Source organism: Bradyrhizobium sp. Kon10, from assembly GCF_055807395.1.
This window is the reverse complement of sequence record NZ_JBVVOZ010000047.1, coordinates 22,755-39,060: the sequence shown is the minus strand read 5'-3', so window position 1 is coordinate 39,060 and position 16,306 is coordinate 22,755. Positions and strand designations below refer to the sequence as shown.

The window sequence follows — 16,306 nt, the reverse complement described above, 5'->3', positions numbered from 1 at the left end:
GGCGTCGGCGCAGCCCGCGTGCGCGACCTGTTCCAGCAGGCGCACGACAAGGCGCCCGCGATCATCTTCATCGACGAGCTCGACGCGCTCGGCCGCGCGCGCGGGTTCGGCCCGTTCGCCGGCGGGCACGACGAGAAGGAGCAGACCTTGAACCAGCTCCTGGTCGAGCTCGACGGTTTCGACTCGCGCTCCGGCCTCGTCATCCTGGCTGCGACCAACCGCCCGGAGATCCTCGATCCCGCCCTGCTGCGCGCCGGCCGCTTCGATCGCCAGGTACTGGTCGACCGGCCCGACAAGAAGGGCCGCCGCGACATTCTGGCGGTGCATATGAAGAATGTGCGGCTCGCCGCCGATGTCGACGTCGATGCCGTAGCCGGCTTGACGCCCGGATTTACCGGTGCCGATCTTGCCAATCTCGTCAACGAAGCCGCGCTGCTGGCAACGCGCCGCGGCGCCGAGGCGGTCGGCATGGGTGACTTCAACAACGCCGTCGAGCGTATGGTCGCGGGTTTGGAGAAGCGCAACCGCCTGCTCAATCCGAAGGAGCGCGAGATCGTCGCCTATCACGAGATGGGACACGCGCTGGTCGCGCTTTCGCTGCCCGGGGTCGATCCCGTGCACAAGATCTCCATCATCCCGCGGGGCGTCGGCGCGCTCGGCTACACCATTCAAAGGCCGATCGAGGACCGCTTCCTGATGACGAAGGAGGAGCTGGAGAACAAGATGGCCGTTCTGCTCGGCGGCCGCGCGGCAGAGTTGATCGTGTTCGGCCATCTCTCCACCGGTGCGGCCGACGATCTGCGCCGCGTCACCGATATCGCGCGCAGCATGGTCACGCGCTACGGCATGTCGGAAAAGCTAGGCAGCGTCGCCTATGAGCGCGATCCCGGTAATTTCCTGGCGAGCGCCGACCGGCCCTATCCGGTGCGCGAGCGCGACTATGCCGAGGAAACCGCAGCCGCCGTCGACCGCGAGGTCAAGGACATCGTCGATCGGGTCCTTCAGCGGACCGAAGGCCTGCTGACGACGCGCCGCGCGGTTCTGGATCGTGCGGCCAGGAAGCTGCTGGAAAAGGAGACGCTGGAGCAAAGCGAAATCGATGCCCTGATCCGGGAGATCCCCAAGGAAGGCTTGCGAGCCGTTTGAGTGCACGCCGGGAGCTGCAGCGCTCGTCCATTGATTGGAACTTTGAAGTAGAGCGAACACAGGTTCAAAACCACCGATCGCCAGAGCCGGCTGAGATCAAAAGTGGTCCATAGCCGGATCCCATCCTCCTTTCGAGCAACATGGGGAGCGCGCGGACACCATACCCGGCGCCAGATAGCCGGGTCCTGAGTTCCGGACAGCGCATCCAGCGCTGCACTCTTGGAATCAGAGCGGGATCTGGCACTTCTCGGTAAATTAGCGAGACACGAACTTTTGCAGATCTGCAGCGACCGCCGGCGGCTCGACCGAGATTGAGAAATGTTCACCCCGCCTTTTCAACACCGGGCGCCCGCGCGATCTGCGCGGCGAGATACTCGGCCAGCAGACGAACTCGGGCGATGCTCGATCGCTCCGGGACGATTAGCATGTTCAGCGGAACGGGAGGCGGCGAGAAGTCGGGCAGCACCACTTCGAGCTTGTTGGTGGCAAGGAGATCGTCCACGAGCCAAAGGTGTGCAGGCGCTATCCCCCGCCCCGCAGCCAGTGCCTCGCGTGCGGCAAGTCCATGATCAACCCACAAGCGCCCCCTGAACGGCACCACCTGCCGACCGCCCCGGGGCCCGTGGAGCACGAGCAGATCGCTACCCGCGATGTTCGACATCTTGATACCTTCATGTCTCGCCAATTCCTGCGGGCGGCTGGGCTGCCCACGCGCACGTAGATAGTGAGGTGCGGCAACTAACAGCCGCCGGGATTGGCCCAGAGCTTTCAGCTTCATCGAGCTATTGGCCAGTGGCCCGAGCCGGATGGCGATATCAACCCCTTCACGAACGAGGTCGATCCGATCGTCCGTGAGGTTCAGATCAACCACGATCTCTGGATAGCGATCCTGAAAAGCAAACAGGAAACGGCAAACGTGCAGCACACCGAATGCCGCGGTGCAGGAGATGCGCACGGTGCCGGCTGGTGCGGTGCGCGTGCTCCGCGCCTCCTCACCTGCCTGATCGACCAAGCGCAGGACTTTGACGCAGTTCCCATAGTAGCGGACGCCCTCTTCGGTCATCGTCACCCGGCGCGTAGTCCTACTAAGCAAGGGCACGCCAACCGCGTCCTCCAGCTCTCGCAAATGCCGAGTCACCGTCGACTGGCCGACCCCCAACTCGCGCGCAACCGCCGACAGATTGCCCCGCTCTGCGACCCGAACGAAGCTGCGTATGCGTTCGAGCGTCACGTCTGACTTATCCATTTTCCGGCATAATCCTATCCATTACTGACATGTACTGAATCGCACCTTGGCGCGCTACCTGATCGATGTCACATCATCAGGAGGTGCTGCTCATGAAAGTCTTGATCGTATTCGCCCATCCGGAGCCGCGTTCGCTCAACGGGGCGCTGCTTGACGTCGCCGTCAGGGAGCTCAAGCGGCTCGGTCACGAAGTGCGGGTGTCAGATCTCTATGCCCAGGGGTGGAAATCAGAAGTCGACCGAGCCGACTTTCCGTCGTCGGGCCAAGGTGAACGGCTCAAGCCGGCTGCGGCCTCCAAGCAGGCTTTTGAGGCCGGCACGTTGACCCCGGACGTGAAAGCTGAGATCGAGAAGCTGTTATGGGCCGACGTCCTCATCCTGCAATTTCCGCTGTGGTGGTTCTCGATGCCTGCGATCCTCAAGGGCTGGGTCGATCGGGTATTCGCCTATGGCTTTGCCTACGGGGTCGGCGAACACAGCGAGAAGCGATGGGGCGATCGGTATGGCGACGGAGCCTTGAAGGGAAAGCGCGCAATGCTGGTTGTGACCGCCGGCGGCTGGGAGGAGCATTATTCCGACCGCGGCATCAATGGGCCGATCGACGAGTTGCTCTTCCCCATCAATCACGGCGTTCTGTACTATCCCGGCTATGACGTCCTTCCGCCCTTCGTGGTCTATCGTGTGGACCGGCTCGATGATGCGGGTTTCGCGCCCATTGCTGAAGGGTTGCGTGAAAGGATGCGCGGTCTGCCAACCACCGCGCCTATTCCGTATCGACGACAAAATGGGGGCGATTACCTCATCCCGAGCATGCAGCTCCGCGCCGGACTCGAGGCGGCGGGGGCAAGCGGATTCGCGCTTCACCTCGATCGAGCAGGTGACAGCGAGCAGGATGGTAAGCCCCACTCGTTGGGCTCGTCCCCCTCATATGCGGGTAGTCCATGATCTTCGCGGGCCTGAGTGTCGCTGGCTCGTTTAGGGCCAGCTACGTCAGGCGACAGGGCGGCTCGTACTATTCGCTCCGTGGAGGATTTAGAACGAGAACCACCTCTCTTAAGCCCAATCGGTCCTTGCGCTGTCACCTGCGGATAGCTGCCATGGGCGTACCAGATACGCACAGCAGCTATCACAGCGACCAGGACGCCGGCAATGACGTGGACCGGTGTCCCGGTGGCGCTGTTCGGGAATTGCATAAGCCAGGGGATAGCGTGACCCAAAGGCCCACGGCACGCGCGATCCACTCCTCCCATTCGGCGAATGCGGTCAACGCGGCCAGACCCAGCGCGGCGATGGCGAGACCGCTGCCCCAGGCATTCCAGCTGGGCGTACGCTCGCCGGAAAAGCCCAGGAGCCAGGGCGACATGAACAAGCCGACCCCGAGCAGAAGATTGAGCACGTCGGATATCAGCTCCTTTCTCCAGGAGCTGTACATCGTTGGTCTCCTTCATCATCCAGGTGCCCGGCGGGAAGCCCAGCCTCCCGCCGGCTCAACGCTCATTTGCTGTTGATTGCGATCCGTTTCACCTTTTGCTGAGCGGTGGGCGACTTGGGCAGCGTCACCGTCAGGACGCCATTCTTGAACGACGCAGCGACCTTTTCCTGATCGATGTCGTCGACCGGGATAGCTCGCTCGAACCGTCCATAATAGCGTTCGCTGAAGCGACGCTCTTTGTCCTCGGTCTCGCTCTTCTTTTCACCGCTGATGGTCAGCAGACCATTGCGCAGTTCGACGTTGACGTCCTTTTCCTCGAGACCGGGCAGCTCCGCCACCACTTTGACGTCCTTCTCGGTCTCATTGACCTCGACACTCGGCCAGCCGAGCCCGTTTGACTTAAACGGGGCGATGTCGAACGCACGAAACGCGTCGTCGAACAGCCGGTTCATTTCGCGGTGAAGTGCGAAGAAGGGGTTGGCCTCGTTGCGTTGCAAGGCCATCTCCCGTGAGCCGTTGCCGGATGGAATGAGGTCTCGCAGTGCCATCATATTATCTCCTTTCTCTTTGCTTTTTGCCATTCCCGTGGGCGCTGCGCGCGGCGACGCCGCGCGCAGCCATCACCCGCAGCTCTGACCGGCGGACCGTCAGGCTGCTTGCTTCTGCTCGATTTGCTGGTTGTCATTGCCGGCGACGCCGATCTCCATGCGACGCGGCTTCATCGACTCCGGCACTTCCCGGACCAGATCGATCATGAGCATACCGTTCTCGAAGGTCGCGTTCTTGACCTGGACGTAGTCGGCCAGGTTGAACACGCGGCGGAACGGGCGCATGGAGATGCCTTGGAACAGGAAGTTGTGATCACCTCTGCCGGCGTTGCGGCCCTCCACGGTGAGCTTGGATTGCTCCGCGGTGATCGTGATCTCATCCGGGGTGAAGCCGGCCAACGCCAGCGAGATTCGGTAATCGTCGTCGCCGGTACGCTCGATATCGTACAGGGGATAATTGTCCCTGTCGTTCATCGCATCATTGGCCAGGTCAAGCATTCGGTCGAACCCAATGCTCGAACGCCAGAGTGGTGACAGATCATAGGTCCTCATAGCCACATCCTCCTTTGAGCAACATGGATAAGAGCAGCGCCGGGATTGCGGCGGCATTTGCCGGACCGTAAAAACGCATCCGGCACCACATCCGTGGCAAGCAATCAATTAGAAGCATCTTTTTGGACTTCAAGAGGCACGGCCGCTCGCCTGCTGAATTTTCGAAGTCATGGCGTTTGCTGCTCAGCGACCTGTACGCCGGGGCCGCGGAAATGGCTTGGGAGGAGCCGAACCCCCGCATCGGCGGGAACCAGGTTGCTATTTGTCTGGCTGTCACAACGGCTCCAGCTTCAGGCAGGGTCTCAGTTCGATTGGTGGATCAGACGCTCCGGTCTTTTCTCAACCAAAGGTTCCGGACCGCGCCCTCCGTCGGGCAAACCCAGACCAGGCGAATGGGATGGCGAACACACAAAGACCTGCCATCGGAATGAACGCCGCGCCGCCATACGTCCCATACAGAAAGCCGGAGACCAGGGTTAGCAGCGCGGTCACCAGTCCGGAGCCGAACGCGTACAGGGCCTGAGCCGTCGCGGCGATCGTTATGGGGACTATGGCCTGCATGAGGCGCATACAAGCGAGATGCAGCAGCGCAAAGGTTAGTCCGTGCAACGGCTCTATCACTGCGAGCAACAAGACCGATGTCGTCAGGCCCGCAACGGACCAACGCACGACTCCGGCCGCTGCCGCCACGACAGCGGCACCACGGGCGCCAAGCCGGTCAATGATCGCCGGACCTATAAGCAAAAACACCACGACCTCCGCCACGACCGCTTCGGACCATAGAAGGCTGATTGTCGGCGCGCCCAAGCCAGAATCGCTCCACCGGATCACCGCGAACGCATCGTGCATGGCGTGGCTGCCGTAGACCAAAGCTGAAACCACCATCACCGATTGAAACCCCGGAATCCTGAGAACTGCGAACCTTCCGTCCACAGCGGAGCGGAGCCCGCCCATCGATGCGGCTTGAGCCGCCGGATCGGGAACCCACACCGTTGCGACGGCCGCTGCGGTCAGGAGGATCGCATTCAACCACGCGACGGGCGCAAGGTCCGCAGGACTTATGAGTTGGCCAACTGCCAACGTGCCCAGCACGAAGGCCGCCGAGGCGCCGCCTCGGATCCAGCCATATTCGAACGCCCTCCCCGCCATCTGCGGCCGCGCGGCATTGACCGACAGCGCATCAGCAATTGCCGTCGTAGGAGCAAGAGCGGCCGCCTGAACCAGCGCGAGGAGCAGCAACAGCAGGAATGTATCCGCCCGGAGCAAGGCAGCGGCGGCCGCAGCGGCCACGATCGCACAGCCTGCGAGCACAAGGCGCAACGATCCGAGCAGGTCGGCCAAGGCTGCTACCAATGGTAGGGAGACGAGACGCATCAGCATCGCAGCGGTGAGCAGCCAGCCAATCTGCTGAGCAGTCAGGCCCTTGGTTTCGAAGAACCTTGGCCAGAACGGTGATGCGACGCCGAATGCTGCGTAAAGCGCAACATACAACGCGACATAGGCTCCCGGTCCAGCTATGCGCACCGCTCGATCCCGTCGTCCGATGGCATAGCCGGCGTGAGCTGGTAGGTCAGTTACGCACGCCACTTGCGGCCAACAATTGGGCATTCTCGAACGGCTCGCCGGTATCCGCAATGGCTGGATTCGGCCTCGTCGATCCAAGACGCGAACCAGCATCTCGCGACCTCGTTGTTCCGGCACCTGAGCATACCGGCGAACGCCGGTCTTCGAAGCGGAACAGCCAGCATGCCGAAGAATCAGGAACAGAACTACCTGGAGTCGCTCGTTCGCGAGGAATTCGAGCGTTGCCATCCCGACGATACGTTCGAGGATCTCAAGCGGCGAGCCGCCTTTTCTAAGGAAGATAAGGGGCTGCTGCGGGACTGGATGGCCGTGGCGAGGGCTCGTGCCGCAGCGGAACGCGCCAAGCTGACAGCGATGGACCCCGCCGCATGAGCCAGGAGACCCGACGTAAGTCGGCGCCGGCACATAACATGGCGCGCGCGACATCGAGCTCGCTGATTGCCCGGCGCAGTGCCTTGCGCGGAGCGGCCTTGTCGCCCTGGGCGGAGGCGTTGCACACCTCGCCAAGATGGCGCATCGCTGCCTTGGCGTGCAGGCCAACTCTCCGGGACCTGCAAAGCCAGTTCGGCGTTTGGGGTCCTTCATCGAATCCGCTGCATGCGGCCCTTTGAGCAGATGAGCTGGGAGTGCGCCTTCACGTTTCAAGGCTGCCGCGGGCGGCGGCCGAGCACCGCCGGGCCGCTATGGGCTTGCCACGCCCGGCGGTTCACATTGCAGGCCATCGCTCGTCCCCACTTGGCTTCTGCAATGATCGCAGCTACCGACTTTCCCTATATGGATGCATGAGTTCGGAATTTCAGCGACAAGCTTCCCGGCACCCGAGGACCCTCTGCTACTGCCGGGCTGCCACCGAGGGCCTCCCCCAGTGATGCTCTTTCCAAGGTGCGAGCGGAACAATACGGCCGGTCCGTGATTTTGTGAGCGCGACCGATGCGCTTGGGTGCCGTCCCGGGCCCAAGGCGCACCCTCGGTGCTCCAACCCACTTTGCTCTCAGGAGGAATTGGATATGAGCTCCCTGTCAGTTCCATCAACTATGCCCACCGTCTATTCTGAAGGCGGGCTCTGGCGGTACCTAGCGGCCATCCGCAACTTCCCGCTGCTCAATGCAGCCGAAGAAGCCATGTACGCGGAACGATGGCGCGAACACGGCGATCGCGAGGCCGCATACCGCCTGGTCACAAGTCACTTGCGGCTGGCTGCCAAGATAGCGCTGCGCTATCGCGGCTACGGTCTGCCCGTCGCCGATGTGATCTCAGAAGCGAATGTCGGGCTCATGCTGGCCGTAAAACGGTTCGAGCCCAAGAAGGGCTTCCGTCTCGCGACCTATGCCATCTGGTGGATCAAGGCCACCGTTCAGGAGTACATCCTGCGATCGTGGTCGTTGGTCAAGATCGGCACAACGGCTGCGCAAAAGAAGCTGTTCTTCAACTTGCGCAAGCTCAAGAATCGAATAGGAGCGGGCGAGCAAGGCGAGTTGTCGCCGGAACAGGTCGCGTACGTGGCCAGGGAATTGAAGGTCGCCCCCCGCGAGGTGGTCGAGATGAACGGAAGGATGCGAGGAGACGTTTCGCTCAACGTGCCTACGACCGAGGCGGACACTTCGGAAGAGATGCAAGACCGCCTAATCAATCCCTCGCCTGATCCCGAAACGCTGATCTCGGACGCGCAAGATCGCGAGCGGATAAGAGGCGCCTTGAAGGATGCACTCGCAGCCCTGACTTCGCGAGAGCGCAGTATCATCGAAGCGCGATTCCTGACGGAACGGCCGAACACATTCGACGAGCTTGCGGTCACCTTCGGCGTGTCGCGCGAGCGCATTCGCCAGATTGAGGCGCGCGCCGTGCAAAAGATCAAAAGCGCAGTGTTCGCTCGCCTGGACGCAACTCCGTTGCGTCCAGCGCGCCTGCGCATGCGGAACTTCGGGTCGGTACAGCCAGCCCTCTGACTCAGCTCCCAAGCCCGATCTGCCCGAGCGGGCCGAAGCGGTCTGGCGGGTCGGGTCCTCGGAAGGACCCACTAAACACAACACAAGCGGCGTGCTGCCCCGCGGTTCAGCGGGGGCAGTTAGGCGAGCAGGCCGTCGAACTTGAGGGGCTCGCCTCGCGCCGCGAACCACTCCCGCCGGGCAGCTGCACGGCGGCGCCCTCGCCCGTTGACCGGTAGCCTCAATGCATCTACCACGCTCTGCACCTCGCGCTCGGCGACCGGATGCGCCGCATCGGCGTCGACACGGGGCGTATCGCCGTCCAGCCCCGAAAGGCCGCGGGGAAAGAGATTGCGGTAAACCGGGCGCTCAGGCAGCCCGGCGCTGGTTCGAAAGCCCAGCGCCAACCCTAGTTCGTTCAAACTTTCAGAGAGCACCGCTTCAGTTGAGACTTGATCGGGGGAAAACCGGTTGCGCAGCACGACCCAATCGACGAGGGTGCCGTCGACGCACCGGCGATGGCGACGCATTTCGCGCACCAGTTCCCCATAATGGCTGACGCCAATGATACCTAGCGTCACGGCATCGAGCTTCCCCAGCACGTCGAGATCGACGAAACTGTCGTTGAGCGGCGTCACGACTGTGTCCGCGATGGAATGCGCCAGTCGCATCAAATAGCTGTCGTGCGGTGGGGTGTCGATCACGAGGAAGTCGTGGCGGCGCCCGATGGATGCGATGGCTTGCTCGAAATCTTGCAGCTCGGCGACCTCGTTTTCGTCCACTTTTAGACCGTCGGCACGCGTGATGGTGAAATGAGTCGGCAGCTCGAGGTCGATCTGACTTCTGCGAGCCCAGTCGCGCCGGTTTTGGACGTAGCGGGTAAGGGTGCGCTGGCGCCCGTCGAGATCAATAGTTGCCAACCGTTGGCCGACCTTTAACAGGGCGATGGCGATATGCATCGCGATCGTCGTCTTTCCAGTTCCTCCCTTTTCATTTCCAACTACAACGACGTGCGGCGCCGCGTCCGCTTGTATGTCGACGTTCAGCATGATCCGGCCTCTGAAACGGACGGCGCCACAATGTGTCGACCGAGACAGTATCTCTATCTCTCTCGGGCAGTCTTTCCGTCGCGCCGCTCGACTGGCTCAATCGAGGCGAGCATCGCGAACAACCAAGAGGAAGCTGCCTGGTTTCAAACGAGATGACAAAGCACTAACGGAACTGAAGTTCGTGGCGGAGGCGCCGGCTCGCGAGCGGCCGTGCTTCAAATGGTGGGAATGCCTGCACGTGTGTCCCGCGCGTGCTCAGCTCCAGCCACTCGCTCAAGCAAGGTATTTGCAAGTGTCGAAGGAACTTTCATGTGCCGCGCCCGTTCGAGCGCCAAGAGCTAGAAATGGAGGGTGAAGAGATGAAACCCGTACCGAGATTACTCGTCGTCATCGGCTTGGCCGTCGCCGGTTGGCTTGGCGCCGGCCTGGGCACTGCGTCTGCGCAGACAATCTATGTCGATCCGTATCCCGCGGTCTTACCACCAGCCACAACCTACGTCGTCAGGCGACCGATCGTGGAGGCGCCCGCGGCAATCGTCCGCGAACGCACGGTCGTGGTGAGGCGCCCTGTCTATGTGCCTGCGCCGGTATATCGTGCGCCGCTGCCGCCCTACGGCTATGTCGCCGACCTGGACTACGTGGCACCGGGATGGTGATGGATCGTCGAATTAGCCGGAAGGGGCGTCCGCGTCTTTGCTGCTGGTCAACGCGGACGCCGGGGCTGGCACGCAAGCTTCGCACGGCGCAATCGCTGGTATCGATCAGCCGTTCATGATGGCGGGCGGAGGCCCGGGAGCAATCGGGTGAGCCACCAGAACGGCCTCGATTTTCGCCGAGAGATCCGGGCGCTGGCCGATGAATACGAACGGCGCGCCGACGCTTCGGGAAGCGCCGAGGATCAGAAGGGGTGAGCTCCTTCAAGCCTCGCCGGACCAGGGTACGGCCGCGGCCGGCGGGCCGATGCGCAAAGTCGACGCCGGAGGCTCGCAGCGGCGCCGTCCTCGCCAAGCGGTATCGTTCTCTGCGGCGCTCGCGATTTTTGAGCGAGCACTCGCTGCGGTTATTCTTGAGCGAGCACTCGCTGCGGAATGAAGCTAGTCCAGGCGGGAAAATCCAGATCGCCGAACTGCGCCTGATCCTTAAGCGGTGTCCTCACCACGGGAGGTCGATGAAGCTTGCCTCGGAGCCGACGGGCCGGGGCGACGAGCGATAGGTCTGCCCCGCCTGCGAGGAGGATCCGCTGCACGACCGCGCCGCCCTCGGTGGATAGCCCGCTGGGGCCGCTGGCGAAGTAGGTCTGCCAGGCATGGAAGCAAAGTACGCCGGGTTCCAATTTGGCAGCAGCTGCTGCCACATCGGGCGGGTTGTCGACGGGTGGTCCGGCGCTTTGCGAAAACGTCAACCGCCCAGATCGCCTCCGGAAACTCGGTCGTGTAAGCACCCCGGTAGGTGTTGCCGTTCCGGTGCATGTCTTTGAGCCCTCGCGTCGAGGCGCCGAACGAAGTAGGTCGGCAGGAAGACCTCGGCCAGCATGCGCCTGGCTGCCTGAACGGGTCCTACAAGCTCCCGGACTGAAGTCACGTTTACCGCGCAGTCTCCGAGGCCTTTCTTGGGCAACACCGCCGTGAGGACGATGCAAACCACTCCAGTGCCACCAGCGGCATTCAGACACTTCCGCACACGTCCGTTAGGGACATCAAAAAAATCACTGTCCGCAGGCTTTTCCGTCCGGAGAAGTCGAGGCCAGATGCACCAGGTAACAGACACCAAACCTAAAGACTTTGCGTCGTAGAATTCCAAAGGTGCATCCCAGCCCCGACCGAAAATGAGCAGTGCAGTTCCATCGATTAACAGTCAGAGCTCGGGCGGGAGGCATACGCTCGCCATCGAGCTGACATCAGGCTTGGTGAAGCGCCGTGCCGGCCAGCGTCGGCAGATGCTCGCCGTCCAAGCCGCAAGCTATGCGCTCGGCGCGTTCGTTCTATTGATCTATAGTTACGCTGGCACGGTCTCGATTGTCATTCCGTCCACTTATTTCCTGTGCGGGCTGATGCTGACAGGATTTTTTGTTGTGCTGTCCGAGGCCCATGTCAACGATAGGTTCGAGGATCACTATCTCACGATCTTTCAGGTTGCCGGCAATGTCGCGCTCCAGCTTGGCTTCCTTCTGGCGGCGCCCGAGATTGGATATTCCTTTCTGAGCGTGCTCTTTCTGATCTTCGGGTTCGGCGCGCTACGGATGACGCCCTCGCAGGCAACGATCGCCTGGACTCTCACCACAATAGGCCTGGGCGCGAGCTTTTTGCATTCCAGCACGCCCATCGGCTTGCCCGCCGCGACGCCTATCGAACGCGTGGCCGCGATGCTTTGCTTTGTTCTCACAATCGGACAATGCGCGTTCGTAGGTCTCTACGGAAGTTCGATGCGGAAAATGCTCTACAAGCGCAGCACCGAACTCAAGGAGGCCAACAAGCAGATCGAGGAGCTCGCCGAAATCGACGACCTCACCGGATCGTTCAACCGCCGCTGCATCATGCGGATGCTGGACGACGAGATTGCGCGCGCGCAACGTGGCAAATCGCCCTGCTCGGTCGCCTTGATTGATCTCGACTGGTTCAAGCGCATCAACGATGCCTTCGGGCACCCCGCCGGGGACGAAGTACTGCGCACCTTCGCCATCACCACATTCGCCAATATTCGCGAGATGGACAAGTTCGGCCGCTACGGCGGCGAGGAATTCCTGTTGATCCTTCCGGAGACCAGCAACGAGGACGCGGGGCGCAGCCTCGACCGTCTCCGGGAAATCGTTGCCAAGCTTGACTGGAGCGCGCTCGAGCCCGGCATGTCCGTAACAATCTCCGTTGGCATTGCAACACTGGCTCCCAACGAAACACCTGACGCCCTCCTCGCGCGCGCCGACAGGGCGCTCTACGCAGCCAAGGAGCGCGGTCGCAACCGTATTGCCAACGCGTGAAGCCTGCTTCCATCTGCTCGTTGACGAGCACTAGACGAACGAATTCCATGAACTCGGCAGTGATGGGACGGGACGTTTGTTTGTGGATTCCTCCTTTGGGATTAACTGAACGAGGAGTTTTATCATGGCAGGCGTCAATCTGATGGTGCGGTGGGCCGGGACACCATGCTCTCCAGTTTGATGATCAACTGATCAGAGTTGGGCTTCGACTGCGGGACGAACGTAAGGGACTTGAGTATCGACGTCGGCATGGTTCTCTCTGGGCTATTGGATGGACCTAGCGCCAGCTCGACATAGCCCCTGGTCGAGCTAAAAGGCTGAGTCAGCAGTTCTGTCGGACCGTAGTATAACGGACTCGCGGCTGGCTTGGGCTGGATTGCCGATTTGATAGAGTCGGCCAGCTGTTATTGCTTTTGATTCTCACCGGAGATTTTGCGGTGGTGCACAATTTTATTATGGTAGCCGTCCTTGCCTTGCTGGTCGGGAGCTGTTCGGAGGCCGAGGTCACCGGCTCGACCAGCAAATGCGAGGCGCAGCTCTTCTCAAACTACAATCCCAAGGTACTCCAGCAATGCGTGCAGGCATGCATCAAGTGCGATCACGGCACAATGACGACCTGCAGCACCTCATGCACGCTTAAGGGAGCCCGGTAAGCACCCAGCCCTCGTGCATATGAGCCCACTCACGTCGTAGGCAGGGCAATCAATTATTGCGAACGGTCATTAGAGGATTTCAATATCTGCCGGGCGTTGACGATGAGCCACAGCCTCGTTCCAGCAGACGTGAAGCAGGAGGTGATTAGAAGCTGGCCTGGCGGTGCTCCATCCAAGTATTGCGACGCCGCTTCAAGGGAGTCGAAGGGGCCGGCAGCATCCCAGATCTCGCCTGCGAGTTGCTCGCTGATCATGAATTCACGTTTTCGTTTCATAGTCTCTGACCCTCACGCCTTACGCTAGTCGGCGAACAGGAAAGATCAGGTAAATCGGTCTGAGGGGCCACTTTGATGCAATTTTGCGCATCAGATGCAGTCTCGACCTCAGCTACACTCTCTGGAATTTGATTCGGCCGATGCGTTGACGCTCAGCCCCAAGGTATTTTGATCGAATCGGGCCGCCATATGGAAACACTCGACGACTTAGATTCCCAACACGCAGCGTCCATATCTAGAGAAGCGGTTCGGCTCATGTCCGAACTTAATATTCCGATCATCCCGACAAACTTCACGGTCTGGTTTACATATGTTCTCGGTCGCTCTCCTGCCCTGCGTAAGACGATTGATATCCTGCGATCGAATCACCGACTCTTCGACAAATCAGTAAACCGGGAGCTCTATAGCACCTTCTTGCGCTCTAACAGTTTGGCGCATGTCGGTCAGAGCATTACCGAGGAACTCGGCACAATATTGCGGAATGTTAGGGAAGACATCTTCGAAGCTATCGGGACGAACAATGTTCATGCAGCGGGATTGAGGGAGTTCGAAGCAAGTGTAGGGACCAAGCCCCCGGAGCTCATCCTTCAGCATCTACTTCGGGAACTGACCCTCGCAACCGAGAGGTCGTCCTCCCTAGAGACGAGACTCGCCCAAGCTTCGGAGGAGTTGGAGAAGCTCCGGGCCGACCTTCAGAAAGCAGAAACGAATTCCAACACAGATGCACTGACCGGCCTTTCCAACCGTCGTGCTCTTGACGCCTTCCTACGCTCCGAGCAAATCCGGGTGATGGAGCATGGAGAAGCTCTCAGCGTCTTTCTCATCGATGTAGACCACTTCAAGGCTTTCAACGACAAGTACGGTCATCAGCTTGGAGACCAAGTCCTTCGGCTTGTTGCCCAATGCGTCCGAGAGACAATCCGACAAGCCGATTTCGCCGCCCGATTTGGGGGCGAAGAGCTTATGTGTGTGCTGCCGGGTGCTTCCATCTCTACCTGCAAGCAAGTCGCCGAACGAGTTCGTAAGCGCATAGGTGACGCCAAGTTGACCAAACGAGCGACCGGCGAGCACGTCGGACAGGTTACGGTTTCGATAGGTGCCACCGAATTCATTCCGGGAGAAAGCTACGAAGCCTTGTTCGAACGTTGCGATAAGGCTTTGTATCAGGCAAAACAGTCGGGCAGAAATTGTACTGTAGGCAATTGAATATGTCGCCGCCGAGTTCGTTCCGAACCGACAACTCATGTTGCTCAGCGAAACTGGTATGATAGAAGGCCATCGAAATGGAGAACGCAATGGCCAAGAAAGCGAAGAAGACGGTGAGACGAGAATATACCAACACCGATGTAAGGGAACTGCGAGCTCATTCGAAAGCGAGAACGCCTGTCGTCAAGATTTCTAAGCTGACGAAGAGATCAGTAGGTTCGTTGCGACAGAAGGCACTGAAGCTCGGGATCCGGCTCGGCCATCAGCGGTAGACTTGCTTCTCATTACATTCGGAGAGAGGCCTTGCCGAGACATGGAAAACTGCCCGTCATCACGCCCAAGGCCCTCTCGCTCAGCGATCGCCAAGCCGGTTCGGATGGAACTTTGTAGGCCGCTTGCGCTTTGGTTCCACCAGCGTGCATGAGTACAGGCGAACGATGTTCAGCTGGTCCAACTCCCATCACCGAAAGATCCGTGACGACCGGAGATACCTGGAGACGAGAGCTCGTCGCCTCTTGCAGAGCTATTTAACGTCGAGTGAATTGCAAAAGCGGCAATACTATCAGGTGATCGCCGGGGCCGCTGCTGCGTGTCAGCCCGGAGTTTCAGATGCGGGCTTAGAAAGCCAGAAGATTGCTGAGTTGACTGCAGAAACGGCTACAAAGGTAGCCAAAAGGCGCATTCAGCAAGCAAAGGATGAGTACGACCATTCCGCTGTGCTGATCACGGATGCCTATGCAACGGTGGCCATTGCATACCGTCGTGCTGCTGCCGCCTACACAGCTGACAAACAAATGGAGCAACTAGGGACCGCCGCCGTGCATCTGGTCACGATAGCTAATTCATTTATGAATGCTGAACCGGAGCAGCAAAGGACGCAGTGATGCGCCGTTCAGGCCCTCGCTCCCCACGACCACCTTGCGCGAACTGTTTCTCCTAAGCTGCTTGTAAGAGCTTGCTTGCACCGTGGTCGCCAACAAGAACGGGTGGGCGGCATGTCGATTGCATTTCGGGTCTTTGTCCTTGTGTTCTGCGCTTACGCCGGTTGGGAAACCCCAAGCATCCAGCCCGGCGAATTGCGAGAGCCTCAGCAGCAAGGACGTTCTCCAACCGGATAAACCAACAATGAAAACACCAAAGCTTCACGTGGAGGCTGGCCGCAGGCTTGAAGTGATGTGCCTGACGGGACGGCTCGCGCCGGATCACAAAAGGATCGCCGATTTCCGCAAGAACAACGGTGTCGCGACGATGGCCCAGGCGGCGAAAGCCGCGTTGCGCAGCGATACTTTCGACGTCCTTGCGCGGGTCCAGACCGACGTTGGCGATCCATTGCGATAAGAGCCGGGCATACTGGCGAGTCGTTATGTGTCCAGTCCGCCGCCAGCCCGTGAATAGGTAATCGCCAGAGTTCTTTCCGGTCACCCGCAAGTAGTCATCGGCCGGCTGACGTCAATTCCGTCTGTTCAAACTCGACTGGTCGGCCGGTCTTCTTCTGTCGGACGGTCGCGTATAACGCCCGGCGCAACGTCATCGACCTTCAGTGCTACGACGTCGCAGCCACGCAGCTTGCCGTCTATGGCGAGATTGAAAACCGCCAGTTCGCGGATCCTGCCTCAGACCTGGAGCTTGGTCCGGATTCACCGACGTGTTTTAGACGGAGCGGCGGCTTCGCGCCGACCATCTATCCTTATTTCACGGAGTGTGTTTCGAGACGACA

Annotated in this window: 16 protein-coding genes; 9 read left to right on the top strand and 7 right to left on the bottom strand. The window is 60.4% G+C overall.

Annotated features, from left to right (window positions below; translation table 11 throughout):
- A partial coding sequence (locus AC0L2O_RS33955; protein ID WP_473372828.1) for an ATP-dependent metallopeptidase FtsH/Yme1/Tma family protein occupies nucleotides 1-1,146 on the top strand: 1,146 nt, incomplete at its 5' end.
- A gap of 322 nt (nucleotides 1,147-1,468) precedes the next feature.
- Here AC0L2O_RS33955 and AC0L2O_RS33950 read toward each other — a convergent pair.
- Nucleotides 1,469-2,392 carry a LysR family transcriptional regulator gene (locus AC0L2O_RS33950; protein WP_473372827.1) on the bottom strand — a complete coding sequence of 308 codons (924 nt, stop codon included), beginning with the start codon at nucleotides 2,390-2,392 and terminating at the stop codon, nucleotides 1,469-1,471.
- Between the two features lie 92 nt (nucleotides 2,393-2,484).
- Here AC0L2O_RS33950 and AC0L2O_RS33945 point away from each other — a divergent pair, with 92 nt between their 5' ends.
- The gene (locus AC0L2O_RS33945; protein ID WP_473372826.1) at nucleotides 2,485-3,336 is read left to right on the top strand and encodes an NAD(P)H-dependent oxidoreductase; all 852 of its coding nucleotides are present in this window, start codon (nucleotides 2,485-2,487) and stop codon (nucleotides 3,334-3,336) included.
- 181 nt (nucleotides 3,337-3,517) lie between these two features.
- Here the strand turns inward: AC0L2O_RS33945 and AC0L2O_RS33940 are convergent, their stop codons facing one another.
- From AC0L2O_RS33940 to AC0L2O_RS33925, 4 genes are all read right to left on the bottom strand, one after another.
- Nucleotides 3,518-3,823 (bottom strand): SPW repeat domain-containing protein, encoded by a 306-nt coding sequence (locus AC0L2O_RS33940; RefSeq protein ID WP_473372825.1) that lies wholly within the window; start codon nucleotides 3,821-3,823, stop codon nucleotides 3,518-3,520.
- Between the two features lie 62 nt (nucleotides 3,824-3,885).
- Nucleotides 3,886-4,371, bottom strand: coding sequence for an Hsp20/alpha crystallin family protein (locus AC0L2O_RS33935; protein WP_473372824.1), 486 nt, complete (start codon nucleotides 4,369-4,371; stop codon nucleotides 3,886-3,888).
- A gap of 99 nt (nucleotides 4,372-4,470) precedes the next feature.
- Complete coding sequence (locus AC0L2O_RS33930; RefSeq protein WP_473372831.1) at nucleotides 4,471-4,923, bottom strand: Hsp20 family protein; 453 nt, start codon at nucleotides 4,921-4,923, stop codon at nucleotides 4,471-4,473.
- Between the two features lie 339 nt (nucleotides 4,924-5,262).
- A complete protein-coding gene (locus AC0L2O_RS33925) occupies nucleotides 5,263-6,414 on the bottom strand; it encodes an MFS transporter (protein ID WP_473372823.1) in 1,152 nt (383 codons plus the stop codon).
- A 255-nt stretch (nucleotides 6,415-6,669) separates the two neighbouring features.
- Between AC0L2O_RS33925 and AC0L2O_RS33920 the strand changes: the two genes are divergently transcribed.
- Entirely contained in the window at nucleotides 6,670-6,879 is a 210-nt protein-coding gene (locus AC0L2O_RS33920; protein WP_473372822.1) for a hypothetical protein, read from the top strand.
- Between the two features lie 635 nt (nucleotides 6,880-7,514).
- A complete protein-coding gene (rpoH, locus tag AC0L2O_RS33915; RefSeq protein WP_473372821.1) occupies nucleotides 7,515-8,453 on the top strand; it encodes an RNA polymerase sigma factor RpoH in 939 nt (312 codons plus the stop codon).
- Between the two features lie 119 nt (nucleotides 8,454-8,572).
- Here the strand turns inward: rpoH and AC0L2O_RS33910 are convergent, their stop codons facing one another.
- A complete protein-coding gene (locus AC0L2O_RS33910; RefSeq protein ID WP_473372820.1) occupies nucleotides 8,573-9,481 on the bottom strand; it encodes a division plane positioning ATPase MipZ in 909 nt (302 codons plus the stop codon).
- Nucleotides 9,482-9,792: 311 nt separating this feature from the next.
- Here AC0L2O_RS33910 and AC0L2O_RS33905 point away from each other — a divergent pair, with 311 nt between their 5' ends.
- The gene (locus AC0L2O_RS33905) at nucleotides 9,793-10,137 is read left to right on the top strand and encodes a hypothetical protein (RefSeq protein WP_473372819.1); all 345 of its coding nucleotides are present in this window, start codon (nucleotides 9,793-9,795) and stop codon (nucleotides 10,135-10,137) included.
- A gap of 1,169 nt (nucleotides 10,138-11,306) precedes the next feature.
- Nucleotides 11,307-12,455: a GGDEF domain-containing protein gene (locus AC0L2O_RS33900; RefSeq protein ID WP_473372818.1), complete on the top strand. Its 1,149-nt coding sequence runs from the start codon at nucleotides 11,307-11,309 to the stop codon at nucleotides 12,453-12,455.
- 706 nt (nucleotides 12,456-13,161) lie between these two features.
- On the opposite strand, the gene AC0L2O_RS33895 is transcribed toward AC0L2O_RS33900, so the two are convergent.
- The gene (locus tag AC0L2O_RS33895; RefSeq protein WP_473372817.1) at nucleotides 13,162-13,383 is read right to left on the bottom strand and encodes a hypothetical protein; all 222 of its coding nucleotides are present in this window, start codon (nucleotides 13,381-13,383) and stop codon (nucleotides 13,162-13,164) included.
- 255 nt (nucleotides 13,384-13,638) lie between these two features.
- On the opposite strand from AC0L2O_RS33895, the gene AC0L2O_RS33890 reads away from it, so the two are divergent.
- From AC0L2O_RS33890 to AC0L2O_RS33880, 3 genes are all read left to right on the top strand, one after another.
- Nucleotides 13,639-14,589 carry a GGDEF domain-containing protein gene (locus AC0L2O_RS33890; RefSeq protein WP_473372816.1) on the top strand — a complete coding sequence of 317 codons (951 nt, stop codon included), beginning with the start codon at nucleotides 13,639-13,641 and terminating at the stop codon, nucleotides 14,587-14,589.
- Nucleotides 14,590-15,104: 515 nt separating this feature from the next.
- A complete protein-coding gene (locus tag AC0L2O_RS33885; protein WP_473372815.1) occupies nucleotides 15,105-15,473 on the top strand; it encodes a hypothetical protein in 369 nt (122 codons plus the stop codon).
- A gap of 241 nt (nucleotides 15,474-15,714) precedes the next feature.
- Complete coding sequence (locus AC0L2O_RS33880; protein ID WP_473372832.1) at nucleotides 15,715-15,927, top strand: hypothetical protein; 213 nt, start codon at nucleotides 15,715-15,717, stop codon at nucleotides 15,925-15,927.
- Nucleotides 15,928-16,306 lie beyond the last annotated feature (379 nt).

Bases quoted from the DNA above. Each gene is read 5' to 3' on its own strand.
- AC0L2O_RS33945 (WP_473372826.1), top strand. From the start codon at position 2,485: ATGAAAGTCTTGATCGTATTCGCCCATCCGGAGCCGCGTTCGCTCAAC.
- AC0L2O_RS33920 (WP_473372822.1), top strand. From the start codon at position 6,670: ATGCCGAAGAATCAGGAACAGAACTACCTGGAGTCGCTCGTTCGCGAG.
- AC0L2O_RS33935 (WP_473372824.1), bottom strand. From the start codon at position 4,371: ATGGCACTGCGAGACCTCATTCCATCCGGCAACGGCTCACGGGAGATG.
- AC0L2O_RS33890 (WP_473372816.1), top strand. From the start codon at position 13,639: ATGTCCGAACTTAATATTCCGATCATCCCGACAAACTTCACGGTCTGG.
- rpoH (WP_473372821.1), top strand. From the start codon at position 7,515: ATGAGCTCCCTGTCAGTTCCATCAACTATGCCCACCGTCTATTCTGAA.
- AC0L2O_RS33930 (WP_473372831.1), bottom strand. From the start codon at position 4,923: ATGAGGACCTATGATCTGTCACCACTCTGGCGTTCGAGCATTGGGTTC.
- AC0L2O_RS33950 (WP_473372827.1), bottom strand. From the start codon at position 2,392: ATGGATAAGTCAGACGTGACGCTCGAACGCATACGCAGCTTCGTTCGG.
- AC0L2O_RS33900 (WP_473372818.1), top strand. From the start codon at position 11,307: ATGAGCAGTGCAGTTCCATCGATTAACAGTCAGAGCTCGGGCGGGAGG.
- AC0L2O_RS33895 (WP_473372817.1), bottom strand. From the start codon at position 13,383: ATGAAACGAAAACGTGAATTCATGATCAGCGAGCAACTCGCAGGCGAG.
- AC0L2O_RS33940 (WP_473372825.1), bottom strand. From the start codon at position 3,823: ATGTACAGCTCCTGGAGAAAGGAGCTGATATCCGACGTGCTCAATCTT.
- AC0L2O_RS33880 (WP_473372832.1), top strand. From the start codon at position 15,715: ATGAAAACACCAAAGCTTCACGTGGAGGCTGGCCGCAGGCTTGAAGTG.
- AC0L2O_RS33910 (WP_473372820.1), bottom strand. From the start codon at position 9,481: ATGCTGAACGTCGACATACAAGCGGACGCGGCGCCGCACGTCGTTGTA.